Genomic DNA, 26,186 nt, shown 5'->3' with positions numbered 1-26,186 from the left:
GAGCGTTGAATCTGCATGGGCAAGAGGTTGGGCGAACATTTGGAATGCAGTCCTTGCGGAACGGTGACCTGCCCGCTTGGGGGCGTCGCGCTGAAGGCGGTGGTCTGGCCGGAGGTGCTGCTGTCGCGCTTGCCGAAAACCCACTATTCTACCTGAATTTTTATGGGGCTTGGCCAACTGGCCCCGTGGGAACGGGTCAGTCGTTGTCGGCTTGCTTGAATTTCATCAAGGCCATCAAGCCGCCAGCGCTGTTGTTGAACACTGAAAAAGTGCCGCCCATGCGCTGAACGGCGCGCTCGACGATGGCCAGGCCCAGGCCAGAGCCGGTGGCCGATGTTCGGGCCGCATCGCCTCTGAAGAAAGGTTGGGTGAGGTTTTTCAGGGTTTCGACAGACACCCCTGGGCCTTGGTCTCGCACGCGCAGCAGCACCCAGCCTTCGTGCACGCGAGCAACGATTTCGACGCGTGTGATGCCGTCCGCGGGGCTTTGTCCGTAGCGCCGTGCGTTTTCCAGCAGGTTTGACAGCACCCGTCCCAGTTCCACAGGTTCGGCTTGAATTTGCAGGTCTTCGCCGACGTCCACCGTGATTTGCAAGCGTGTGTTGTTACGCCACGGGGTGATGCATCGGCTGATCACGCCGGTCAATAGGACAGGCCCCAACTCGGTGGGTTCTGGGCGGGCATAGTCCAAGAACTTGTCAATGGTGTCGTCCAGTTGTTCGATGTCGGCCACCATCAGTTCGCGGGTTTGCGGGTCGCTCACGCTCAACTCTGTTTCTAGGCGCAAGCGGGCCAAGGGCGTGCGCAGGTCGTGCGAGATCCCGGCCAGCATCAAAGCGCGTTCGGCTTCGATTTTGGCCAAGCGCTCGGCCATGCGGTTGAAGCCGATGTTGACTTCACGTATTTCGCTGGTCGCGGCCCCCTCGTCCAAGGCTGCGCCATGAAAATGCCCCTCCCGCACGCGACTGGCGGCGTAGGACAGTCGCTTGAGCGGCCGGTTGATCAAGCCAGCCATGACGGCCGCCCCTAACAGTGACAGCGATGTGGTGATGCTCAGCCAGATCAGCCAGGCCGTCCCCCCTAGAGGCCTGAGGCGAGAGGGGTCCATTTGCAACCAATAGCTGTCGCTTTCTATGGCAAAGCCAATCCACAAACCCTCTTCATCGTTCACGCTGGAGGCCACAACCGTGCCGGGCCCCAGTCGGTTGATCATCTCATTGACCAGTCGGCTGTCCATGCCGGAATCGGTGAAGGTCGCAATGCGATCCGTGGGTTCGCGCAGCTGGATGCTGACATCCTCCTCGTCGGCCAGCATGGTGATGAGAGACAAGCGCGCTATTTCATCGCTGTTTTTCAGCGCGGTTTTGGTCAGGTTGACCACCGTGGCGATTTGGTGGGCATTGCGCAGGATGCGGGGCTCGTATTCCTGCGTTTTGAACATCAGCAACCACGCCACACTGCTGAAAAAAATCAGCAAGGCCAACAAAATAAAGGTGCGCCAAAAAAGACTGAGCGTGACCAGGGGGCCAGCGGATGTCGTGGGCGTTACCTTGTCTGCGTCAATGGGCGCTGGTTCACGGTTGTCCATTGGGCACAAAGACGTAGCCCACACCCCAGACGGTCTGGATGATTTTGGGCGTGGCGGGGTCGACTTCGATCATTTTTTGCAGACGGGAAATTTGCACGTCGAGGCTGCGGTCAAAGGGCTCGAACTCGCGGCCACGCGCCAGTTGGGCCAGCTTGTCGCGGGTGAGCGATTGACGGGGGTGCCTGGCCAAGGCCTTGAGCATGGCAAATTCACCAGTGGTCAGCGCCATGTCCACGCCGTCTTTGCTCAGGGCTCGGGCCCCCAAGTCGAGCTTGAAGTGGCCAAAGTTGATCACCTCGTTTTCGGCAGAGGGCGCACCGGGCAGCTCGATGACCGGCCTGCGGCGCAGCACCGCATGGATGCGGGCCAGCAACTCCCGGGGGTTGAAGGGTTTGCCCAAGTAGTCGTCGGCCCCAATCTCCAGGCCGTTGATGCGGTCGACGTCTTCGCCTTTGGCGGTCAGCATGATCACGGGCGTTTTGACCCCGCTGGCCCGCAAGCGTTTGCAGATGCTCAGGCCGTCTTCCCCGGGCAGCATCAGGTCCAGCACCATCAGGTCGATGGTCTCGCGCAGCAGGATGCGGTCAAGGGCCCGGCCGTCTTCGGCCAACAACACGTCAAAACCTTCTTGCGACAAAAATCGGCGCAACAAGTCTCGAATGCGGGCGTCATCGTCGACGATGACAATTTTGTCCAAGCGGGGGGAGTGGCTCATGGTTTTATTGAGCCGTCCAGCCGCCGTCCATGTTCCAGGCTGCGCCGCGCACGTTGTTGCCGGCTGCAGAGCAGAAGAACACCGCCAGTTCGCCCAGCTCTTCGGGGGTGGTGAACTGCATGGACGGTTCTTTTTCCAGCAACAGGACTTTTTTGGCTTCTTCGTTGGACAGGCCCATGGCGGCGGCTTTGGCGTCCACCTGTTTTTGTACCAGGGGGGTCAGCACCCAGCCGGGGCAAATCGCGTTGCAAGTCACGCCGGTGGTGGCGTTTTCCAGGGCGGTGACTTTGGTCAAACCCACCACGCCGTGCTTGGAAGCGACATAGGCCGATTTTTCGGCAGAGCCGACCAAACCATGGGTCGAAGCCACGTTGATGATCCTTCCCCAATTGGCCGCTTTCATGGCGGGCAAGGCCAAACGGGTGGCGTGGAAAGCGCTTGTCAAGTTGATGGCAATGATGGCGTCCCAGCGCTCGACCGGAAAATCTTCGATTTTGGCCACGTGTTGGATGCCGGCGTTGTTGACCAGGATGTCCACGCGGCCAAAGGTGTCGGCCGCGAACTTCATCATGGCTTCGATCTCAGAGGCATTGCTCATGTCGGCGCCATGGTGAACCACCTTGACGCCCAGTGCGGCAATTTCGGCCTTGGGGCCTTCGGCATCGCCAAAGCCGTTGAGCACAATATTGGCGCCTTGTTTGGCCAAAGACTTGGCAATGCCCAGACCAATACCGCTGGTCGAGCCGGTGACCAACGCTGTTTTACCTTGCAACATGATGTCCACTCCGAAAGATGAATTAGGATGATCAAAAAACCCATTATGGCGCTGCCAAAGCTCTGTTAGAGCCGCAGCGCTTTTTGATTGTTACCCTTTGTCATGACCGCCACGATGCCTGCGCACTCCCGACCTCAACTTGAATTTGTGGCCTGTCCCCATCCCGAAGGCGAGCACTGCATGGCTTTTTGGCGCTGGGGTGACACGCAAGCGGCCCATGTGGTGGTGTGTGTGCATGGCCTGACGCGTCAGGGCCGGGATTTTGACCGACTGGCCCAGGCCTTGGTCGCCCAAAGCCCGCATCCCGTGCAGGTCATTTGCCCCGATGTGGTGGGGCGTGGCCGCAGCGATTGGCTGGCTGACCCTGCCGGCTACCAGATGGCGCAATATGCCGCCGACATGCTGGCCTTGCTGGCCCAGGTCCAAAAGCAAATGGGTCCAGAAAACCCCCTGCAAACCTTGGATTGGGTGGGCACCAGCATGGGCGGGCTGATCGGCATGGTGCTGGCGGGGCAGGCTGGTTTGCCGCTGCCTGTGCCGATTCGCCGTCTGGTGCTGAACGATGTGGGGCCAGCCATCGTCTGGGGCTCGGTGCAGCGCATGCAAACCTATGTGGGCCAATACGGCCAGTACCGCGATCTGGATGAGGCGGCTGCCGCTTTGTGGGCCTTGTCAACCGGTTTTGGGCCCGTGCCTGCCGATGTGTGGCGCGAGATGTCTGCGCACATGCTGCGCCCCGGCACCGACGGCGCCGTGACCTTGCATTACGACCCGGCCATTGGCGTGCCGGTGCGGGCCCTGACACCCGAAGCGGCCGCGGCGGGTGAAGCCCTGTTGTGGGCTTTGTACGACCAGATTCAGGCCAAAACTTTGCTCATCCGCGGGCAAGACTCTGACTTGCTCACCCCCGAAACCGCCACCGCCATGACCGAGCGCGGCCCCCGCGCCCAGCTGGACACTTGGCCGGGTTTTGGCCATGCCCCCACCTTGACTGGCGATGCCCAAATTGCGGTGGTGGCCAAGCTCTTGCTGGGCGATTGAGTCCATGGGCAGCCCCACTTCCAGCCATTCGGCCAGGCCGATGTCGGCCTCCAGCCGTATGCATGCCGCGCATCTTCCGCCCGTCATGCTGGCCACGGCCGATGCCGCCGAAAGTGCCCAACACGGCGAAACCCTGGCCAAAGCCCGCGCTTTTGCCGAGCCGTTGATCGCGGGCGAAACGCTGGACACGGGCGAAAACATCCTGGCGCATGCCGAGGCTGTGGCCGCGATCTTGGCCGGCATTGGCGGTTCGGTGGCCATGCAGGCGGCCAGTTACTTGGTTTATGCCTGCCCGCACCTGAACAAGCCCGAAGAAGTGATGGCCAAGGCCTTTGGTCTGCCGCTGGCGCAACTGGCCATGCAAACCCACCAGTTGGTGCTGGTGCAGCGCATGTCCCGGGCGGCCGAGGCCCACACCCGGGGGACTGACAACGCACCGCTCAGCCCCCGCTTGCAGACAGAAAACGTGCGCAAGATGCTGCTGGCCTTCAGCCGCGACTTGCGGGTGGTCATGCTGCGCCTGGCCTCGCGCTTGCAAACCCTGCGCCACTTCGCCGCCACCAAATTGACCGTGCCCCCCGAGTTGGCCAGCGAATCCCTGCAGGTCTTTGCGCCCTTGGCCAACCGCTTGGGCATCTGGCAAATCAAATGGGAGATGGAAGACCTGTCCTTCCGTTTTTTGGAGCCTGTCACCTACAAGGACATTGCCCGGCTGCTGGATGAAAAACGCACCGAACGCGAACGTTACATGGTGGCCCTGCGCGAGCGACTGCAGCAAGCTTTGGCCAGCCAGGGCATTGCGGCCACGGTGGCGGGACGACCCAAACACATTTACAGCATCGTGCGCAAGATGCGGGGCAAGTTGCTGGCGTTTGACCGCGTGTTTGACATCCGTGCGCTGCGTGTGGTGGTGCCCAGCGTGGCCGATTGCTACCAAGTGCTCAGTTGGGTGCACGAACACTTTGCCCCCATTGCCGAAGAATTTGACGACTACATCGCCAAGCCCAAAGCCAACGGCTACCAATCGCTGCACACTGTGGTGCGCGACACCGATGGGGGCCCGATTGAGGTGCAGATCCGCACCCAGGCCATGCACGAGCACGCCGAAAACGGGGTGGCCGCACATTGGGCCTACAAGGAAGCCGGGGCCAAAGGCTACGCGGGGGTGTCGGCCACCAGCGAATACGACACCAAGATTGCCGTGCTGCGCCAGTTGCTGGCCTGGGAGCGCGACCTGTCAGGGGCTGCCCAAGCCAGTGCGCAAGGCAGTGGCCTGTTTGACGACCGCATCTATGTGCTGACGCCCGACGCCGCCGTGGTCGAGCTGCCGCAAGGCGCCACGCCCATCGACTTTGCCTACACCGTACACACCAACCTGGGCCACCGCTGCCGGGGTGCCAAAGTGGATGGGGCCATGGTGCCCCTGAACACCCCGCTTAGCAATGGCCAGACGGTGGAGATCACCGCCATCAAGGAGGGCGGGCCATCTCGTGACTGGCTCAACGCCGAGTTGGTCTTTTTGGCCAGCCCACGCGCACGCGCCAAAGTGCGGGCCTGGTTCAATGCGCAAGTCAGCGCCGAGACCATCGCCCGTGGCCGTGAGGCGGTCGAAAAATCCCTGCAGCGCCTGGGCCGCACCGCGATCCGCTTGGACGATTTGGCCAGCCAATTGGGCTTCAAATCGGCCGACGGCTTGTTTGAGGTGGTGGGCAAGGACGAGTACTCGCTGCGCAACATCGAGGTGTTGCTCAACCCCCCCGAGCCCGCGCTGGAGGCTGATGAGTACTTTCAGAAAAAGTTCAAGGGCGCAGTCACCCGCAAGTCGGCATCGGGCGTGCTGGTGGTGGGGGTGGACTCCTTGCTCACGCAACTCTCGCGCTGCTGCAAACCCGCGCCACCCGATGCGATCGGTGGCTTTGTCACCCGCGGCAAGGGCGTCAGCATCCACCGCCAAGACTGCAGCAACTTCCGCGAACTGGCTGCGCGCCACGGCGAGCGCGTGATCGATGTTCGCTGGGGCGAACACAAAGGCTCTGATGCCTCGGTTTACCCGGTCGATGTGGCGGTGGAAGCCTTTGACCGGCAAGGCTTGCTGCGCGACATCTCCGAAGTTTTTGCCAAAGAGAAGATGAACGTGATCGGCGTGCAGACCCAGTCGGTCAAGGGCACGGCCTGGATGACCTTCACGGTGGAAATTGGCGATGCGGGCACTTTGAACAAAGTTCTGGGCAGCGTGCGCGGCGTCAAAGGGGTGAGGGCGGCCCGCAGGCGGTAAGCACCCGTAATTGAAACGCCGCCCAAATGGGGGGTTTTTCTCGCTATAATTCAAGGCTTAGCAGGCGCGTAGCTCAGTTGGTTAGAGCACCACCTTGACATGGTGGGGGTCGCTAGTTCGAATCTAGTCGCGCCTACCAAATTCGGTAGGAAAATCAAGCACTTGGCGGAAACGCCCGGTGCTTTTTTTTTGGCCGCACGGAATCCAAACGGGAAACTGCTTTTAAATCGATGTCCTGTTCGGCCGTAATTTGACCCCCGAAAACACTTTGTTGTTCAGCATCTGGCCGTCTGGGTTGTTGCCGATCGCACGGTGCAGTTTTGCATGCGCAACAAAATCTATATGAGTTACCGGTAGTGACTTCGTGTGGAATGAATTTATGATAAGCACCAGCGAGCGCATCAAAGACGCCAAGTCACGCTGGCGCGCTAGGACCGATTTTCTCTGCCGGACTGAACTGCGGACGGCTTCAGGGTATCGGCAACGCGACACCGATCGCGATCGTCAGGAGACCAGGCAATGAAACATCCGAACAAGCTGCAAGAAACAACGGCGGTATCCGCTTCATCCACGTCATCTGCCGCCGACACGGTCAGCGCGGCCGACGAGACGCAAGAAGCGCATGCTGCCGCGATGCAGTCCTACCTGCGCGACGGCGAGGCCCGGGCTTTCGCGCTCGGCAACCGTGGCCCCATTCGCCGCACCGCGGACGGCCGAATCCACCCCAATATTCTCGACGCCTACTGGCGCTGCGGCTTCTACGTGCTTGAAGGCGTGCTGGGCCCGGAGGAATTGGCCGACATCGAGGCCGACCTGCGCGACAACGTGCTCGGCCGGTTGCCCGTCCATCGCGGCGCCGCGGTGGATGCCCTGGGGCGGCCCGCGCTGGCGGTCGACAACACTGCACCGACCCTGTTCTGGTCGAAGCCCCTGGCCGATCCGTTTGGCGGCACCGCGCTTGCCGGGGGCCGCCATCCGGTGAAGATGCATGAACCGACGGCGGCAGCTGGTGCACCCGACGAGATCGTCTACTTGATCCTCGGCTCGCTGCAGTTCTCCGAGACACATCTTCGGGTCTACGGGCATCCCGACCTGCTCGCCGTGGCAGCCGCGGTCAACGGCGACGACTTCGTGCCCTTCAACGAGGCGCTGTTCATCAAGGAGCCCGGCCTGGGCGCATCGGTGGCCTGGCACCGTGACGGCCTCACCCACTGGGACAGCCCCGATTGGGACGCCGGCTCGCACGGCTTCAACTTCATGGCGCAGGTCTACGGCTGCACGCCCGCCAACGGCGTGTGGGTGGTGCCCGGGTCGCACGCCCAGCGCCGCGTCGACATCAAGGCGATGGTGGCGCGGGCCGGCTCCGACCGGTTGCCCGAGGCGGTACCGATCATCTGCCAGCCCGGAGACGTGGCGATCACCAACCGGCAGGCGGTGCACGGCTCGTTCGCCAACACAAGCCCCGACTGGCGGATCACGCTCAACCTTGGCTTTCACCGGCGACGCTCGGTGCTCGGCGTGATGGGCGGCGGCATCCATGCGACGCCGGCGGTGTTCGACGACGCCCGCATCCGCGAGCGGGCCCGCGCTATCGGCTACGGTATCGACGCCCGGCGGCAGCGCTTCACACAGGAGACGCCCTTCGTCTATCGGCCGCACGCCGAATCTGGCGAGCGTTTCAGCTGGGACGAGACCGTGCGCGCGACGATGAAGGACTACAACCGGCTGGACCTGAGCATCTGAGCGCTGAACCAAGTCTTCGTCGCTTTCTTTGAAGGCGTTTTTGAGGTTTAGGAGCGAGACCATCAGGCGGGTGGGCAAGCGGGGACTGTTGCCGCTGACCGAAAACCGACTATCTTGGGTGCCATCGTGCTGTGCATGGTGGAACTGCGCAGCGGGTCATTGACCCCATTTGGTTTCTTGGGCTTTGATGGCCAAAGGCTTTGGCAGGCTGTAGCCGGTGCCATGGTCGGTTTTGATCTCCAGCCGATCGACTGGGAACTTGGCCAATTTGCTGCGCAATCGGCTGACGATGACTTCCAATCGCGCTTTGGCCTGTTTGTCGCTCAATCCGGTGTGGCCCATTTTGTCGGTCAACAGCTCATAGGTGCACAGGCCATTGACCGTAGACAAGGTTTCCAGCAGCAAACATTCACTGGGTGTCAGGCTGAGCATGTCCAATTTTGGCGAGAGCAAGCGCTGGTCTTTGATGTGCAAGGTCCAAGGTTGGTCAGGCAGCGGCGCAACCGCTGGTGCACAAAATTGCGAGCGCCGGCGCAAGTTGCGCACCACCGCCAGCAACTCTTCAGCCCGCGTGGGCTTGGTCAGGTAAATATCGGCGCCCGCCACATAACCTTCGGTGCGGTCAATGCCCATGACTCGGGCCGTGAGCATCACAATGCCAATGCGCGGATGGGTGCTGCGCAACCACTTGCACAGGCTGATACCGTCTTCACCGGGCAAGTTCAAGTCAAGCACCACAATGTCGGGCGCTTGCTGCGCCATGCAAGCCCGCAGGCTCTCGCCGTCGTCGGCACAGCGCACAGACCAGCCCGCGGCATGAAGCACGACAGACAATTCTCCGCTCAGTCGCAGGTTGTCGTCGACCACCAGCAGATCACCCAGCGGGGCATTGGCGGCATCAGTTTTCATTTGCATGGCAAAACCAGTGTGAAACTGATTTTTTGTGATTGGATTTGCATCACCACTTCGGTGCCCAAAGCGTGTGCCAAGGATTGGGAAAGCCACAGGCCAAGTCCTGCGCCTGATTGGTTGCGCGCAGATTCAGCCCGGTAAAAGCGCTCAAACGCCAAATCGGGCGAGGGCGTACCGGCTTCGCCCACTTCGTTGGACACGCAAAACGACACCATGGGCGCTTGTCCGTCGCGCTGCACCGCTTGCACAGCCAGCTCGACCAAGGTGTCGGGTGGTGAGTATTTGAGTGCATTGGTCAGCAAGTTGCTGAAAATGATCTTCAGATAATGCATGTCTGATACCAGAACCGTCTCACTTGTAATGCCCTGCACCAAGATATAAATCCGATCGCTGCGGTGCGTCGCTTTGAGGGCCGCCATCAAATCGTTCAGCGTGAAGGCCCCGATGCGCATGGGCAACTGGCCTTGCTCAAAACCGTCCATTTCAGAGCAGCGGTCAATGATGGCGTCGATCTCTTGCAGCGACTGCTCGATGGCCGCCGACCGTTGTTGCAAAGGGTCATCTTGACCGATGCGCGCCTTGATGCCCGACAGCGCCAAGTGGCTCACGGCCAGTGGGTTTTTGAGTTCATGTGCCAGCATGGCGGTGAACTTGCGTTGACGCTCCAGGCGTTTGCTCTCCAAATCCAAGCTTTCTTGGGACAACTGCAGTTCATTTTGGATAACGTGAAGTTGATTGGCTTTGAGGCGCTCATAAAACCAAGTGGCCAAGCCCATGATCACCAAAAGCGGGACCGTCCTGCTGAGGACGTTTTGGATAAACAAATCCGATGTCAACTCGACAGCATGTCCACCCAAAACCCCCCCGGACTTCCAAGACACCGCCACAAACATCGCAGATGACAACGACAAGACGCCAAATGCCACTTTATTGGAAAGCTGTCGCAGGGTGCGGGGGTCCCGAATCGCGGCTGTCAGCAGAAAAGCAAAAAAGATCGGGGGGCCGCATCGCCAAGCCAACATGCTCAAATTGGAGGCTGCGCTGGGCTCAAAAAAGGCATAAACGACCATGCCCAGCTGGAAAATAGACCACAACCACATCCAGCGCAGCCAGCCTTGCTCGGAGAAAAGCGTTGTCAAGAACACGGTGAAGATGCCCCCGGCGATGGCAACGTTGGCAATGATGATGGGCGTCGCTAGGCCCATGATCACAGCCAAAGACAAGTCCAACAGGGTGATGGCGAGGCCCGAGGTCAGCCAATGTTGGATTTGCGATAACACCAACAAGCTGCAGATCAAGGCGTTCAACAAGCTGAAATGGTGAAAAGTTCGCCACAACATGACCAGAAAAAATACCAGTGCCAACGTGCTGATGATGGTCGTCATGACGGCCATTTTCTTGTCGTGCAAATTCAGTTCTTCTTTGCTCCCCACAAAAGCAATCACCGCTGCGTTGTGGCGTGAATGGATTCTGAGATAGAAATCCTCACCCTGGCCCGCTGCCCCAAGTTCAGTCTTTGAAATGAAGTCTTGCGGCGTCAAGCTTCTCTCTCGCCATTGACCAGTGCCAGAGGGTGAGTACACAGACACGTTACCCAGATGGGGTGGTATGAGTTGCATCAACAGCGGCGCATCTGCACCATTGGCTTGCTCAATGTGCAGACGCAGCCACGCGACCTTGTCACCAATCGCCAATCGCTCCAGAGGGTTGAAAGGCTTGAAATCTTGTGTGCGTACGCTTTCAAAATCCAAGCGCCCGCTTTCATCCACAAAGAGGGTTCGCTGAACCTGAAAGCGCTGGGCTGACATGCCCTCTGTGGGCGCAGCACTTTGGGCCAAGGCACTCCCAAAAACAAGCATCACCAAGCACGCCCCAAGCAACCAGCGCCAGGCACTGGGTTGGTTGGTGGGTGAGTGAACCTTCAATCGAAACATGTCAGGCATCTTAGCGGCGGGGGCCTGCAAACCTTGCAGCGCACTGCAAGTTTTGGAGATATGCGACTGATAAAAACATCGAATTCTTCAAAAGCGCCCAAACTATGAACAACCATTGCACCCCAAGCCCAACGGCCCAACACCTCGGTTTTACAGACCGTTTGGCGGTGGCAACCCTGCTTTCTTTTAGCTTGTTTCCCGCCATTTCCGTGGCTCAAACACTGCCCAGTGCAAGCACCTTGCAGCAGCAAATCGAGCGTGACCAACAGGCCGACAAACAGCGTGTGCAGATCCAACAAGCCCCCAAGCCCACTGTAGAAGAACCGCTGCAGGGCCAGACCATCGTGGTCCAAGAATTCAAATTCAAGGGCAACACCTTGCTGAGCAGCGAAGCATTGAGCGCCGCACTGGCCCCGCTGCTGGGCCGCCCGCTTGACTTTGCGCGGCTGCAAAGTAGCCCGGTGTTGGTGGCTGACCTCTACCGCGACAAAGGCTGGGTGGTGCAAACCTTTTTGCCCGAGCAAAAAATCGACCAAGGCAGTGTGACCATTGAGATCGTCGAGGCGGTCTTTGGCCAAACCCTGGTGGCCGGCGATACAGCGACCCGGGTGCCCAAAGAAGACGTGTTGCAGATTTTTGCGCGCCAGCAACAAGTGGGCAAGTTCTTCAACATCCATGCGGTGGACCGCGCTTTGCTCTTGGCCGACGACCTGCCAGGCATCACCGTCTCGGGCGCATTGGCCCAAGGCGCGCAAGCGGGGCAAACCGATCTGGTCTTGCAACTGGCCGATGAGCCATGGCTCAACGCCAATGTCACGGCCGACAACACAGGCGCCGTTTCTACAGGCACCTCACGCGTCATGGCCGCGTTGAATCTGAACAGCCCCACCTTCAGGGGCGACGCCATGAGCCTCAATGCGATGGCGTCCAAAGGCACGCGCTACGCCCGATTGGCCTACGGCTTACCCCTGGGCACAGACGGCTGGCGCTTGGGGCTCAATGCTTCGCGCTTGGATTACGAGTTGATCACTGAACCCTACGCCAGCCAAAAACGGCAAGGCAACCCCACCCAAGGCGATGCCAGCACGGCCGGCCTGGAGCTGAGCTACCCCTGGTTGCGCAGCCGCAGTGTGAACCTGAACACCAGTTTGAGCGCCGAGAAAAAAACCTATGACAACATCGCCAGCGGTGTTTCTGCGTCGGCCTACCAAAGCACACCGGTGTCGCTGGCCTTGAGCGGCAACAGCTTTGACAGCCTGGGCCAAGGTGGCGCCAACGCGTTTTCTTTGACCTTGACGGCGGGCAAACTGAACCTGGACGGCTCGCCCACGCAGTCAAGCGATGCCAGCACCACCCAAACCGCGGGTGGCTACAAGAAGATCCGCTACGCCATCAGCCGACAGCAACAACTCGCCTCTGGCTTGTCGTTTTACGCCGCTTTCACTGGGCAGTTGGCCAACAAAAACCTGGACTCTTCAGAAAAGTTTTACCTCGGGGGCAGCAGCGGCGTGCGCGCCTACCCCAGCAGCGAAGGGGGCGGCACCTCGGGCCAGATGCTCACCCTGGAACTGCGTTGGCAAGTGGCCGACGGCTTGAGCCTGACGGGCTTTTATGACCATGGCCGCATCCGTGTGAACAAACTCAACGACTTTGAAGGCGCGTCCGCCCTGAACGCCTACGCGCTCAAGGGCGCTGGCCTGTCCTTGGGCTGGCGCAACAGTTCGGGCACCTCGGTGCAAACGACCTATGCCCGGCGCGTCGGGACCAACCCCAATGCCATCACCACCGAAGTCAATCGCGGTGCAGACCAAGACGGCACCTTGAAAACCAACCGCATCTGGATCACCGTCTCACAGGCGTTTTAAATCATGAACAGCAACTACAAACTGGTCTACAGCGAAATCCTCAACACCTGGGTGGCGGTCGCCGAGCACGTCAGTGCCCGCGGCAAAAAAAGCGCCCTGCGTTTGGTGACTGCAGCAGCGCTCATGGCCGGTGGTGCTGTGGGCACCGGTCCGTCCTTGGCGGCGCCGCCGCTCATCACGCCGCCTGCCGTTAACCAGTTGCCCACCGGCGCGCAAGTCGCTGCAGGCACCGTCAGCTTCAGCAAAACCCAAACCGCCACCGCCGCCAGCATGGCCGTGCAGCAAAGCTCCAACCAGGCCATCGTCAACTGGCAAAGCTTCAACGTGGGGGCCAACGCCAAGGTCAACATCACGCAGCCTAACAGCACCAGCGTGCTGCTCAACCGTGTGCAAAGCAGCGACCCCAGCCAGATCTTTGGGCAGATCAATGCCAACGGCCAAGTGCTCTTGCTCAACCCCAACGGCGTGTACTTTGCACCCGGCTCGCGGGTGGATGTGGGCAGCTTCACCGCCAGCACGCACAGCATCAGCGATGCAGACTTTTTAAACGGCAAACACCAGTTCAACCGCAACGGGGCCACTGGCAGCATCCTCAATGAAGGCCACATCACGTCAGGCCTGGGTGGCTACATAGCGCTGCTGGCGCCCGAGGTGCGCAACCTTGGCGTGGTGCTGGCCCAGATGGGCGGCACGGTGGCTTTGGCGGCGGGTGAAAGTTTTGAGCTGCAGTTCAACAGCAACAAGCAGTTGACCAATGTGCTGGTCACACCAGCCACCCTTCAAACCCTGGTGGACAACGGCCAAGCGGTGCAAGCCCCGGGCGGCTTGATCATCTTGTCGGCGCAAGCGGCCAGCGGATTGCTCGGCGGTGTGGTGAAAAACAGCGGATCGATATCGGCCACCGGCTTGGTGAACGACGGCGGCACCATCCGCCTGAGTGCCAGCCACAAGATTGAACTGGCGCAAACCAGCAGCATCAGCGCCGATGCGGCTCCCAACAGTGTAGGCAAGGGCGGGCGCATCGACATCATCACCGACTTGGGCAACGCCAGCGGCATCACGCAGGTGGACGGCACCATCAGCGCCAAGGGCGGAGAGCAGGGCGGTGATGGCGGGTTTGTGGATACGTCTGCAGCGACTTTGAACGTGGCCGACACGGCCCGCGTCAGTACGCTGGCGCCCCAAGGGCAAGCCGGCAACTGGCTGCTAGACCCCTACGACTTCACCATCAGCGCAAACGGCGGCAACATCACCGGGGCCGCGCTGACGACCGCGTTGGCTAACGGCTCGGTGACCATCACCGCGCCCAATACCTGCGCGGGCATCACTTGCACGGTCACGTCCACGGGCACCATGGGTGATATCTACGTCATCGACGCGGTGAGCTGGTCCGCCAACACCCTGACCTTGAACTCGGGCTACAACATTTATGTGGGCACCACGTCTGCCACCGGCTCGCTCACGGTCACGGGGACAGGCTCGCTGGCCTTGAACCCGAGCACCAGCACCATCACGGGCTACACCACGGGCGGCGCCGTGCTCATGGGCATGGCCAGCACGCCAACGGGCGGATTGAATACCGGATATTGGAATGGCACTGCCTTTAGCACCGGTGCTGCCACCGGATTCAATGGCCAGATCAATGTCAATTTGGCCTCTGGCGGAACCATCAAGATCAATAACAATACTTATACGGTGATCAACAGCGAAACTGACTTTCGAAATATGACCCTTAACAGTACCGCTGTGCGGTACATCTTGGGTAGCAACTTGGCTTTCACGACGTCTTATTCGCAAGCCGTTGTTGCCCCTGGAATCAGCACCCCATTTAAGGGTAATTTCAATGGTTTTGGCCATGAAATCAGTGGCTTGTCCATCAACAACTCAACAGCCTCATCCAATACAGGCTTGTTTGGCTATGCATCCGCAGAATCGACAAATATTTCCAATATCGGCGTTGCCGGAAGTATTACGACCACCAGTACGAACACAAACTCGCACACCGGTGGCTTGATAGGCCAACTGGGTGGAGACAGCTACGGCTCAGTTTTCAATGCCTATTCGACAACCGTCATCACTGCTGTGAATACCACCAATGAACGTTATGTGGGGGGTCTGATTGGCTATGCTGAATACGTGACGATTAAGAATGTCTCTGCTGCGGGTGCAGTCACTGCGAGCGGTGGCGTAGGTGGTTTGATCGGTAGAGCTGGAGAACGTGCCACAGTGTCCTATGCCAACGCATCGGGCGCAGTTACGGCTACTTCTGTGGCAAACGGAAACAATTCTGTGGGTGGCCTCATCGGATATATCAGAAACAGCGACATTTCCTATTCCTATGCAACCGGTGCAGTCAATGCCAACAATACTTTAACCAATAGCATTGGTGGCTTGGTAGGCAAACTGGATGGCGGCAGTATCACTTATTCGTATGCCGCTGGAAATGTGACCAATGCTGGTGGCGGGGATACCGGCGGCTTGGTAGGTCACTCAGCTCACGTTTCTCTGTATTCCAATGTTTATGCAACCGGTAACGTTCAAGCCTCAACGGCTACCGGATTTGTCGGCGGGTTGATAGCCAACATGTACAACAACGGTGGCGGAACAGTGTCCTATGCGTATGCATCTAACACGGTGACAGGGCCTGCATTTTCAAGCCAAAACTCAACAGGCGGCTTGATCGGGCAGATTGGAAATGGCTTGAATACGAACACGTACGCCAATGGCACGACACTGACCTATTTGTACTGGGACTCCAGCAAAAACCCAACAATCACAGGTGTTGGCTCACTTCTCAGAAATAACACCAATACGGCCTATGGGTCTGGTAGCACTGCATCTAATGTGTCCTCCATCACAACCGCCAACTTAAAGGCAGCCACTAATATCGCAGGCTTTACCTTTGGCAGTGCGGGCTTTGGCTATGCCGGTTCGGTGAACGGGGGGTTGCCGGTCCTGTGTACTGTGAGTTTGTGCACCAGTTTTGAATCATCCGTGGTCGCGGCCACCTACAACGGTGCTTCTGGGGGTTTGTGGTCTTTAAGCACCAATTGGCTGGGCGGCATTGCCCCCGTGGCAGGCTCGACGGTCAGCGAGGCGATCATCAACAGCGGTTCGACGGTGAATTTCGACACCGCCAATGTGGGCAGTCTTGGCTTTGATATTAGAAATGCCGGCACCATCTCGTTCACCGGATCAAGCGATGTCACTTTATCCGGCGTGATCAGCGGCGCGGGCAGTTTGACCATGGCGGGCAACGGCACGGTCACCCTGTCGGGTGCCAACACCTACACCGGCGGCACCACCATCTCTGCGGGCACTTTGCAATTGGGTGCGGGCGGGGCGACCGGCAGCATTGAGGGCAATGTGACCAACAACGCCACGCTGGCCTTCAACCGCAGTGATAACTTGACGTATGCAAACGTGATCAGCGGCACAGGGTCGGTGACCAAGATGGCAGCCAATACGTTGACTTTCACAGGCACCAACACTTACAGCGGTGGCACCTCCATCAGCACAGGCACGTTGAAAACGGGCAGCGCAACGGCATTGGGCACAGGTGCCATATCAGTGAGTAATGGTGCAGCGCTGGACCTCAATGGCATGACCATGACCAGCACCGGTGTGCTGACTTTGAATGGCACGGGTATCAGCAGTGGCGGCGCGTTGACGAACTCCAGCAGCACCGCCGGTACCTATGCGGGAAATATTACTTTGGGCATGGCCTCTTCTGTGGGCAGTTCCAGTGGCGACATCACCGCAAGTGGGGCAATCAGCGGTGCCCATGCCTTAACCAAGATAGGCACAGACACCTTAACGCTCTCAGGCACCAACACCTACAGTGGCGGCACCACCATCAATCTCGGCACATTGAAATTGGGCGCGGGCGGGGCGACCGGCAGCATTGAGGGCAATGTGACCAACAACGCCACGCTGGCCTTCAACCGCAGTGATAACTTGACGTATACAAACGTGATCAGCGGCACAGGGTCGGTGACCAAGTTGGCAGCCAATACGTTGACTTTCACAGGTGACAACACTTACAGCGGCGGCACCACCATTTCCGCTGGCACGCTGAAAACTGGCAGCGCAACGGCATTGGGCACAGGTGTCATATCAGTGAGTAATGGTGCAGCGCTGGACCTCAATGGCCAAACCATGACGAGCACAGGCGTGTTGACTCTTCGGGGTACAGGCGTCAGTGGTACGGGTGCTTTGCTCAACAGCGGTAGCACTGCGGCCACATACGCTGGCGCCTTGGCGTTGGGTGCCAACAGCAGCATCATGAGTGGTTCGACCACCACGTCGATCAACTTGACCAGCACCGACACACTGGCCGGTGGTGGTTTTACCCTGACCTTGGATGGTCCGGAGGTGTCGTCTGCTAACCATCTCTACAGCAGTATTGACAACACCACCGCCAAGATCATCAAGAACAGTTCGGTCTTTTGGACCTTTTATGGCAACAACACTTACTCTGGTGGAACAGACATCAATGGCGGCACCATCAGAGCGGGCAGCCCTACTGCGTTAGGTTCAGGCGCCATCACGGTGGCCTCTGGTGGATCCCTTGACCTCAGAGGTCAAACCATGACCAGCACAGGCACGCTCTCTTTAAATGGTACGGGTTACGCTAATTTGGGTGCGTTGCGCAACAGCAATGCCACCGCAGCCGCCTATGCTGGGCCGGTTGTCTTGACTGGCAACGCCAACGTCATTGCACAAACTGGCGCCATTCAATTGACCCATACCGGCACCATCACTGGCGCCACATTTGGACTGACACTGGGCGGTGACCAGGGTGGCAGCATCGCTGCCATCATTGGCACCACCACCGGCAGCCTGACCAAGCAGGACGGCGGCACTTGGATACTCGGCGGCGCCAACACATACTCCGGCGGCACCACCATCAGTGCAGGCACCCTCAAACTGGGCTCTGCCACGGCGGCCGGATCAGGTGCGATCGGTGTGGGCATTGGCGGGGCGCTGGACCTCAATGGCCAGACCCTCACCAGTACCGGCGCGCTCACCTTGAACAGCACGGGTGTGGCCAATGGCGGTGCACTGGTCAATTCCAGCAGCAGCGCAGGCACGTACGCCGGCGCCGTTACCCTCGCGTCTGACTCAAGCTACGGTGGCGTGGGTGCCATCACCTTCGGCTCGACGGTCAACAGCGCATCGTCTGCCGCTTATGCCTTGAGCAGCACCAGCGCAGGCAACCTGGTGTTCAACGCCGCTGTCGGCGCCAGCTACGCACTGTCTTCGCTGAGCACCGGCACCGGGACCACCACCTTGGGTGCCAACGTCACGACCGTCGGCGCGCAGACCTATGGCGGCCCGGTGGTGATCAAGAACAGCTCTGGCGTCACACTGGCCAACACCAACAGCGCCATCACCTTTGGCGCCACAGTGGACAGTCTCAGCGCCACCAGTTATGGGCTGACCTTGAGCAACGGAGGTGGGGCCACCACTTTCACGGGGGCCATCGGCGCGACCGAAGCCATCGGCGCACTGACCGTGAATGGCACAGGCACCATCACCCTTGGGGGCAACGTCAGCACCAAGGGCAATCAAAGTTATTTCGGTCCCGTGAGCATCGCTGCGGGCGTCACGATGACAGCCAACCCTTTAGCGGGTACATCCGGCATCATCACCAACGGCAACAACAACGACAGCTACTACGCATTTGGCGTCACGGGCTTGACCAGTTCGTCGATCATAGAAAGTAACCATTACATTGTCTCGGGCGGCAGCAGCTCGGCAGCCATCACATCGGCGACCAACAGTAAGCTTGGGATCATGTTTTACAACAACACCGGCACCATGAACGGTGCAGGTACTAACAACAATTGGTGTTGCATCAATTATCCGGTTTTGGTAGATGCCGGACAAAGCACACTGCTTAACAGCCTGACCGTTGTCACCCGAGGTGATGGCATGTCCAACAGGGTGCCCACGGCCGTCAGCGTTTACGGCTCCAATACGCCATTCACCAGCGCCAATAAATTCCATCCGAGTGGTACTAATTACTTCTCAAACTTATCAGTTCTCGGAACGGATTATCAGCAGAGCAACTTCAGCCTGATTGGCAGCAGCAGCCTCAGTTTCAGCAACGGCGGAACCTCCAGCCCCACCCTGAGCAACACCATTTCGTTTTCAAATTCAGCAACCTATCGTTATTACGAACTTGTATTTAACTCAAGCAACGGCGCTAACAATGGCGGCATGAATGTTGCAACCGGTATACACACCTCGTATGGAACCGGCTTTGCTCTCAATGCCATCAATATGTATGGCGCTGCTTTGACGCCCAGCACCATCACGTTCAACCAAGCAGCCACCGCCAGCGGTGCGTTAACAGTGAGCACCGGCACTTTGAATGCGACTTCTATTTCGGCAGGCGGAGCAATCAGTATCAGCAACTCGGGTGCTGCCACCTTGAGCGGCGCCATTGCTAACAACGGAGCCAATGCTGCCAGCTTGGTCAAATCGGGCGCGGGCACCTTGACCTTGTCGGGCACCAACACTTACACCGGTGGCACCACCGTTTCGGCCGGCACTTTGCAATTGGGCGCGGGCGGCGCGACCGGCAGCATTGAGGGCAATGTGACCAACAACGCCACGCTGGCCTTCAACCGCAGCGATGACTTGACGTATGCCAATGTGATCAGCGGAACAGGGTCGGTGACCAAGATGGCAGCCAATTCGCTGACTTTGACAGGTGACAACACTTACAGCGGCGGCACCTCCATTTCGGAAGGAACGGTGAAAGCTGGCAGCGCAACGGCATTGGGCACAGGTGCCATATCGGTGAGTGATAGCGCAGCGCTGGACCTCAATGGCCAAACCATGACGAGCACAGGCGTGTTGACTCTTCAGGGTACAGGGGTCAGCGCTACTGGTGCTTTGCTCAACAGTGGTAGCACTGCGGCCACTTACGCTGGCGCCTTGGCTTTGGGTGCCAACAGCAGCATCATGAGTGGTACGAGCATCACCTCGACGATCAGCTTGACCAATACCGACGCACTGGTCGGCGGTGGTTTTACCCTGACCTTGGGTGGTGTGTCGACTGCGGGTGGAGACAGTTTTCTTTACAGCGTCATTGACACCACCACCACCAGTGTCATCAAGAGTGGTAACGCAATCGCTTGGAACTTGTATGGCGCCAACACTTATTCAGGGGGGACCTCGGTCAATGGCGGTACTTTAAGGGCCGGCAGCTCCACTGCTCTGGGTTCAGGCGCTATCACGGTGGCCTCAGGTGGATCCTTTGACCTCAGAGGTCAAACCATGACCAGCACAGGCACCCTCACTTTAAATGGCACGGGTGTCTCGGAATTAGGTGCATTGCGCAACAGCAGTCCCACCGCAGCCACAGCCACATACGCTGGGCCAGTTGTCTTGGCGGGTATTACCAAAATCATCGCAGGCAGTGGCCCCATTCAATTGACCCATACCGGCACCATCACTGGCGCCACATTTGGACTGACACTGGGCGGCGCCCAGGGTGGCAGCATCGCCGCCATCATTGGCACCACCACCGGCAGCCTGACCAAGCAGGACAGCGGCACTTGGATACTCGGCGGCAACAACACCTACACCGGCGGCACCACCATCAACGCAGGCACCTTGGCCATTAGCCACGCCAACGGCTTGGGCACAACAGCTGGCGGCGTCACGGTGGCCAACGGCGCCACGCTCGACCTTCGAGGTGCTGCCGTGGGCGCTGAAGCCATCACGCTCCAAGGCGGCACCTTGGCCACCTCCACGGGCACCAGCAGTTTGTCGGGCGGTGTGACCATGACCGCCAACAGCTCCGTCAGTGTGGCGGGTACACAATTGACCTTGTCTGGCGTGGTGTCGGGCACTGGTTTCGGTCTGACCAAGACCGGCAGCGGCAGCTTGGTGCTGTCTGGCAACAACACCTACAGTGGAGAAACTGCTGTATCAGCTGGCACCTTGTCCATCAGCCATGCATCGGGTTTGGGCGGAACGGGCGCAGGCACATCTGTGGACAGTGGTGCCACACTGCTTTTCCCCGTGAGTGTCAACGTTGGCGCAGAAGCGATCACCTTGAATGGCGGCACACTTCGACTTCAATCAGGCACCACCAGCTTGTCTGGTCAAGTCACTTTGGGTGCCAACAGTTCCGTCAGTGTGGATTCAGGTGCGCAATTGACCTTGTCGGGCGTTGTCTCCGGCACAGACCGTGTCCTGACCAAGACTTCTCTCGGTACCTTGGTGCTGACAGGCACCAACACCTACAGTGGCGGCACCACCATCAATCTCGGCACATTGCAATTGGGTGCGGGCGGCGCGACCGGCAGCATAGAGGGCAATGTGAGCAACAGCGGCACGCTGGCCTTCAACCGCAGCGATGACGTGACGTATGCAGGCGCGATCAGCGGCACAGGGGCGGTGACCAAGATGGCAGCCAATACCCTGACTTTGTCGGGCACCAACACCTACACAGGTGGCACCACCATCAACGGCGGAAGTTTGAAAGACGGCGTGGCAGAACGGACAGACCCGTTCGGAAGTGGCACCATCACCATCAATTCTGGTGGCACCCTGGTTGGCGAACGCACAACATTCAGCAACAGCATGGTCATCTCCGGGGGCACAGTCAGAGACAACAATGGTTTTGGTGGCACCTACTCGGGAGCAGTGTCCCTGCTGGGTGATTTGTCGATCGCTGGCGCTAACAGCATTGGCTTCACGGGCGCGATCAGCGGGCCCGGCGGCATCAATAACATCGGCACAGTGACCACCAATCTGTTGGGCGCCAACACCTACAGCGGGTCCACGACCATCACCGCCGGCACAGTCAGAGTGGGCCCGACCAGCGCAGGAACCCTGGGTACAGGTAACGTCATCAACAATGCAACGCTTGAATTCAATCGGACCGATACACACAGTGTTTCAAACGTGATCAGTGGCAGTGGCAGTGTGACCAAATTAGGAACAGGTACGCTGATATTGACCGGTGCCAACTCCTATACCGGTGCCACCACCGTATCGGACGGCACCTTGGCCATCAGCCATGCCTCTGGTTTGGGCGGAACGGGCGCGGGCACATCTGTGGCCAACGGTGCTACGCTTGATTTGCGCGGCGCAGCTGTCGGCGCAGAGGCCATCACCCTCAACGGCGGCACTTTGACCGCCAGCACCGGCCCCAGCAGTTTGTCGGGTGCTGTCAACCTCACAAGCGCAAGTGTTTTGAGTGGCGCGGGCGCCTTGACACTGAGCGGTGCCATCACCAGCAACAGCAATGGCTTGGCCATCTTAGGGACCGGTGCTAAAACCCTCAGCAGCACCAGCAACACCCTCCACACCATCGCCACCGGCACTGGCGTGGGTGCGTTGAGTGTGGTGAACAACGCGGCCATGACCATTGGGCAGGTGACTGCTGGCGGCAGCACCTACAGCGGCATCAATTCCACAGACACGGTGTCGGTCATGACGCGTACAGGCGAGCTAACCGTGTCGCAAAACGTGGTCACTACCAGTGCCGCTACCAGCTACACCACACCGGCCTTGAGGCTCGGTGCGGGCAGCCTTACTGCAGCGGGCACCCCCACGGGTGGCGACGTGGTGCTCAGCGGCACACCCACGGTGAGTGTGGGCACAGGCGGTGTGGCCTTGATTTACTCGGGCTATGCGACCACAAGTGCTGCCCTTACCCTCAATGCCAGCTTTGCGCCCAAGCTGACTTACTACTCGATCAACACGGACAGCACCTACGTGCCTACGTCGTTTGCAGCGGCTTATTTCACCCTCTTCCGCGAGTCGCCCGCCACGCTTTACACCTTGTATTTGCCCAACCAGCGGTTCACCTACGGCACGCCCATCACATCGCTGAACTATTGCTATTCCACCAGTGCCAGCAACTGCTCGCCCGTCTCGGTGACAGGTGTCCCTTCCACCACACAAGTTGTAGCCGCTAGCGGTGCCCCGGACGTGGGAAGCTATCCCCTCCAGATCGCCCCGCCTGCGCCGGATGTGAGAGGGTACTTTTTTGTAGCGGGTAATGCGGTGAACATTGTGGTGGACCCCAAACCCGTCACCATTGCCAACACCGCCCAAACCACCACCTACGATGGCTTGAGCACTTACAGCAACCTGGCCAACGCCATGACTTACACCGTCAGCGGCCTGGTGGGGTACGACGCCGTGAGCTCGCTCACCCAAACCCCCAGCGGCAACGGCTTGGTGGCCAGCCAGGTGGCCAATGCGGGCAGTTTCACGGTCACGCCCGGCTCGGTGGTCTTGAGCACGGGTAAAACCAGTAATTACACCTTCAGCTACACGGCCGCCACGGCCACGGTAAACAAAGCCGACCTGAAGGTCACCGCCAAAGACGATGCCAAGTTCATCGGTGAAGCCGATGTCAGCGGGTTCGCTGGGGTCAGATACACGGGCTTTGTGGCAGGGCAGACGGCCAGCGTGCTCAGCGGCTCGGCCACCGTGGCTCGCAGCAACGCCAGCGTAGGCGCGGCGGGCACCTATGCCGGGGTGCTCAGTGCTGCGGACTCGACACTGTCGAGCAACAACTACAACCTGATCTACGAGGCGGGCAGCTACACCATCGTGCCTGCAGACCAGTTGCTCATTCGCCTGAACGATGCCAGCACCACCTACGGCACCGCGCCCAGCTACACCGTCAGTTCTGTGCAGTACAAGAGCAGCACCGGCAACGCGGTGGTGGACTTGACCAGCCGCGCGGCCATCAACACAGCCGCCTTTACTCTCACGGATGGCGCAGGTGGCAATACGGCTTTGAACTTGGGCCCGCAGTTGGCCAGCTTGAGCAGTGCCGGGCAAGTCGCTGCAGGCAGCTACCAAGTGGGTGCCAGCAGCATCACCAACACCAGTGCCAATTACAGCAACACGGTCAACATTGTGGGTTCGCTCGCGGTGGAACAAAAGACGCTGACGCCAACGGCCACTTCTGGCCTGAGCAAAAGCTACGACGGCACGACCAGCATGAGCAGCCTGGGCTTTGGCCTGTCCGGTGTGGTGGGCGCCGACGCGGTCAGGGCCACTGGCTTGGGCACCTATGCCGACGCGAACGCGGGCAATGCCAAGTCGTTCACAGTCTCGGGCATCGGCTTGGGCGGAACGGATGCGACCAACTACAAGTTGGCAGCCAACACGCTCAGCGCCACCAACGGGGTGGTCACCACAGCGCCTTTGTTGATCAAGGCCAACAACGACAGCAAGACCTATGACGCCAGCGCTTACGCGGCCACGGCAGGCGTGGCTTACAGCGGCTTTGTCAACGGCGAGACGGTCAGTGATTTAGGCGGCACGCTGGCTTTTGGTGGCACGGCCATTGGCGCGGTCAACGTTGGTAATTACGTGATCACGCCCAGTGGGCAGACCAGCAGCAACTACGCCATCAGCTTTGGCGATGGGGCGCTGAACATCAGCCCGGCGGATGTGCGCGTCAGCGCCACCAACGTGGCCCTGACGGGCACCGTGGGCAAGGAGTATGACGGCACCAACGTGGCCACGCTGACCTCTAGTAACTATCTGATCACCGGCTGGCAAGGCAGCGATGGCGCCAACATCACCCAAACCACGGGCACCTACGACAACGCCAATGCCGGCACCAACAAGTTGGTGAGTGTCACGCTGGCCAGCAGCGACTTCAGCGCCACCAACGGCACGCTGCTGAGCAACTACAACTTGCCCACAGCCGTTTCCGGCAATGTGGGCGTCATCAGCCCCAAGACCGTGACCGTGACCAATGCAGCGCGCAGCAATGTGTATGACGGCACAAGCTACGCTGCGCTGGCTTTGGGCACGACGTACAGCGTGAGCGCCATGGTGGGCCCTGACGCAGTGGCTTCGATCACCCAAACCCCGACCGGCTTGAGCGGTTCTGCTTCAGGCGCTGCGCAGGCGGGCACGTTCACCGTCACGCCCGGGGCAGCGGTCCTGAGCACGGGCACAGTCAGCAACTACAACTTCAATTACGTGGACAGCACCCACACGGTGACGCCTGCGCCGCTGGCCGTTGCCCTCACAGGTACCAGCAGCAAGGTCTATGACGGCACAACAGCTGCCGCTTTGACGGCAAGCAACTTTGTAGTCACAGGCTTTGTGAACTCAGAAGGCGCCAGTGTCAGCAAAACCAGTGGCACGCTGGACACCGCGAACGTTGGGAGCACCAAGGCCCTCACGACCACGCTCGGCAGCAGCGACTTTGCAGCGAGCAGCGGAACGCAGCTGAGCAACTACACACTGCCCACTTCGGCTAGCGGCAGCATTGGCGCTGTGACGCCTGCGCCATTGAGCGCTGCGCTCACAGGCACCAGCAGCAAGGTCTATGACGGAAGCACAGCTGCCACTTTGGCCACAGGTAACTTTGCTTTGACCGGCTTTGTCAACGCAGAGGGCGCCAGCGTCAGCAAAACCTCGGGCACCTTGGACACTGCCAACGTAGGCACCAGCAAGACCGTGACCGCGGCTTTGAGCAGCAGCGATTTTGCAGCGAGCAGCGGAACGCAGCTGAGCAACTACACACTGCCCACTTCGGCCAGCGGCAGCATTGGCGCTGTGACGCCTGCACCATTGAGCGCAGCGCTCACAGGCACCAGCAGCAAGGTTTACGACGGCGGTACGGCAGCCACGTTGGCCGCAGGTAACTTTGCGTTGACAGGCTTTGTCAACGCAGAGGGCGCCAGCGTCAGCAAAACCTCGGGCACCTTGGACACTGCCAACGTAGGCACCAGCAAGACCGTGACCGCGGCTTTGAGCAGCAGCGACTTTGCAGCGAGCAGCGGAACGCAGCTGAGCAACTACACACTGCCCACTTCGGCCAGCGGCAGCATTGGCGCTGTGACGCCTGCGCCTCTGACGGTGAGCGCGGCCAGTGCCAACAAAACCTACGATGGGACCGCTTACACGGGCGGCAACGGCGTGGCCTACAGCGGCTTTGTGAACAACGAGACGGCTGGCGTGCTGGGCGGCACTCTGGCCTACACGGGCTCAAGCCAGGGCGCGCGCAACGCAGGCAGCTATGTGATCAGGCCAGCGGGATTGACCAGCAGCAACTACGCGGTGAACTTCACAGATGGCAGTTTGTCGGTCGCCCCGGCGCCTTTGACGGTGACGGCAGTCACCAACACCAAGAGCTTTGATGGCAATGTCCAGGCGCAGGCCGTGCCTGTGGTGAGCGGTTTGAAGGGGCCCGATGCGGTGATCAATTTGAGTGAAGCTTATGCAGATGCCAACCCGGGCACTGGCAAAACCTTGAGCGTTCAGTCGGGCTACCAGATTGTGGACGGCAACAACGGCAAGAACTACTTGGTGAGCTTGGTGCCCAGCCAG

General features: G+C 59.7%; 10 protein-coding genes and 1 tRNA gene. 6 read left to right on the top strand and 5 right to left on the bottom strand.

What is annotated here, in order from left to right; genetic code table 11:
- Window positions 1-196: 196 nt before the first annotated feature.
- Genes Q0O99_RS03755 through Q0O99_RS03745 form a run of 3 tightly spaced genes read right to left on the bottom strand, consistent with a single transcriptional unit; the run spans window position 197 to window position 3,078 of the window.
- Window positions 197-1,588 carry an ATP-binding protein gene (locus tag Q0O99_RS03755; RefSeq protein ID WP_293748696.1) on the bottom strand — a complete coding sequence of 464 codons (1,392 nt, stop codon included), beginning with the start codon at window positions 1,586-1,588 and terminating at the stop codon, window positions 197-199.
- A complete protein-coding gene (gene ompR, locus Q0O99_RS03750; RefSeq protein WP_293748694.1) occupies window positions 1,575-2,303 on the bottom strand; it encodes a two-component system response regulator OmpR in 729 nt (242 codons plus the stop codon). The genes Q0O99_RS03755 and ompR overlap by 14 nt, the downstream gene beginning before the upstream one ends.
- Window positions 2,304-2,307: 4 nt before the next feature.
- Complete coding sequence (locus tag Q0O99_RS03745; protein WP_293748692.1) at window positions 2,308-3,078, bottom strand: 3-hydroxybutyrate dehydrogenase; 771 nt, start codon at window positions 3,076-3,078, stop codon at window positions 2,308-2,310.
- Between the two features lie 114 nt (window positions 3,079-3,192).
- On the opposite strand from Q0O99_RS03745, the gene Q0O99_RS03740 reads away from it, so the two are divergent.
- The 4 genes from Q0O99_RS03740 to Q0O99_RS03725 all read left to right on the top strand — a co-directional run bounded on the left by Q0O99_RS03740 (window position 3,193) and on the right by Q0O99_RS03725 (window position 8,137).
- Window positions 3,193-4,119, top strand: coding sequence for an alpha/beta hydrolase (locus Q0O99_RS03740; protein ID WP_293748896.1), 927 nt, complete (start codon window positions 3,193-3,195; stop codon window positions 4,117-4,119).
- Window positions 4,120-4,204: 85 nt separating this feature from the next.
- A complete protein-coding gene (locus Q0O99_RS03735; protein ID WP_293748894.1) occupies window positions 4,205-6,394 on the top strand; it encodes a bifunctional (p)ppGpp synthetase/guanosine-3',5'-bis(diphosphate) 3'-pyrophosphohydrolase in 2,190 nt (729 codons plus the stop codon).
- Between the two features lie 62 nt (window positions 6,395-6,456).
- Window positions 6,457-6,533, top strand: a tRNA-Val gene (locus Q0O99_RS03730).
- Window positions 6,534-6,913: 380 nt separating this feature from the next.
- Entirely contained in the window at window positions 6,914-8,137 is a 1,224-nt protein-coding gene (locus Q0O99_RS03725) for a phytanoyl-CoA dioxygenase family protein (protein WP_293748690.1), read from the top strand.
- 156 nt (window positions 8,138-8,293) lie between these two features.
- Here the strand turns inward: Q0O99_RS03725 and Q0O99_RS03720 are convergent, their stop codons facing one another.
- Both Q0O99_RS03720 and Q0O99_RS03715 read right to left on the bottom strand, forming a co-directional pair.
- Window positions 8,294-9,052 carry a response regulator transcription factor gene (locus tag Q0O99_RS03720; RefSeq protein ID WP_293748688.1) on the bottom strand — a complete coding sequence of 253 codons (759 nt, stop codon included), beginning with the start codon at window positions 9,050-9,052 and terminating at the stop codon, window positions 8,294-8,296.
- Window positions 9,043-10,908, bottom strand: a complete 1,866-nt coding sequence (locus tag Q0O99_RS03715) for an ATP-binding protein (RefSeq protein WP_293748686.1) — start codon at window positions 10,906-10,908, stop codon at window positions 9,043-9,045. Before Q0O99_RS03715 ends, Q0O99_RS03720 begins: the two co-directional genes overlap by 10 nt.
- A 314-nt stretch (window positions 10,909-11,222) precedes the next feature.
- On the opposite strand from Q0O99_RS03715, the gene Q0O99_RS03710 reads away from it, so the two are divergent.
- Window positions 11,223-12,848, top strand: a complete 1,626-nt coding sequence (locus Q0O99_RS03710; protein WP_293748684.1) for a ShlB/FhaC/HecB family hemolysin secretion/activation protein — start codon at window positions 11,223-11,225, stop codon at window positions 12,846-12,848.
- A 3-nt stretch (window positions 12,849-12,851) separates the two neighbouring features.
- Window positions 12,852-26,186: autotransporter-associated beta strand repeat-containing protein (locus Q0O99_RS03705; protein ID WP_293748682.1), on the top strand; the 13,335-nt coding region annotated here is incomplete at its 3' end.

Origin of the sequence: Limnohabitans sp. Rim8, from assembly GCF_945901735.1 — a bacterium.
Classification (GTDB): domain Bacteria; phylum Pseudomonadota; class Gammaproteobacteria; order Burkholderiales; family Burkholderiaceae_C; genus Limnohabitans_A.
The sequence above is the reverse complement of the archived record's forward strand: the minus strand, read 5'-3'. Positions and strand labels throughout refer to the sequence as shown.

What these genes read in the sequence shown, in the direction of transcription:
- Q0O99_RS03715 (WP_293748686.1), bottom strand. Translation starts at nt 10,908, where the DNA reads ATGCTTGTTTTTGGGAGTGCCTTGGCCCAAAGTGCTGCGCCCACAGAG.
- Q0O99_RS03755 (WP_293748696.1), bottom strand. Translation starts at nt 1,588, where the DNA reads ATGGACAACCGTGAACCAGCGCCCATTGACGCAGACAAGGTAACGCCC.
- Q0O99_RS03725 (WP_293748690.1), top strand. Translation starts at nt 6,914, where the DNA reads ATGAAACATCCGAACAAGCTGCAAGAAACAACGGCGGTATCCGCTTCA.
- Q0O99_RS03720 (WP_293748688.1), bottom strand. Translation starts at nt 9,052, where the DNA reads ATGCAAATGAAAACTGATGCCGCCAATGCCCCGCTGGGTGATCTGCTG.
- Q0O99_RS03735 (WP_293748894.1), top strand. Translation starts at nt 4,205, where the DNA reads ATGCTGGCCACGGCCGATGCCGCCGAAAGTGCCCAACACGGCGAAACC.
- ompR (WP_293748694.1), bottom strand. Translation starts at nt 2,303, where the DNA reads ATGAGCCACTCCCCCCGCTTGGACAAAATTGTCATCGTCGACGATGAC.
- Q0O99_RS03740 (WP_293748896.1), top strand. Translation starts at nt 3,193, where the DNA reads ATGCCTGCGCACTCCCGACCTCAACTTGAATTTGTGGCCTGTCCCCAT.
- Q0O99_RS03745 (WP_293748692.1), bottom strand. Translation starts at nt 3,078, where the DNA reads ATGTTGCAAGGTAAAACAGCGTTGGTCACCGGCTCGACCAGCGGTATT.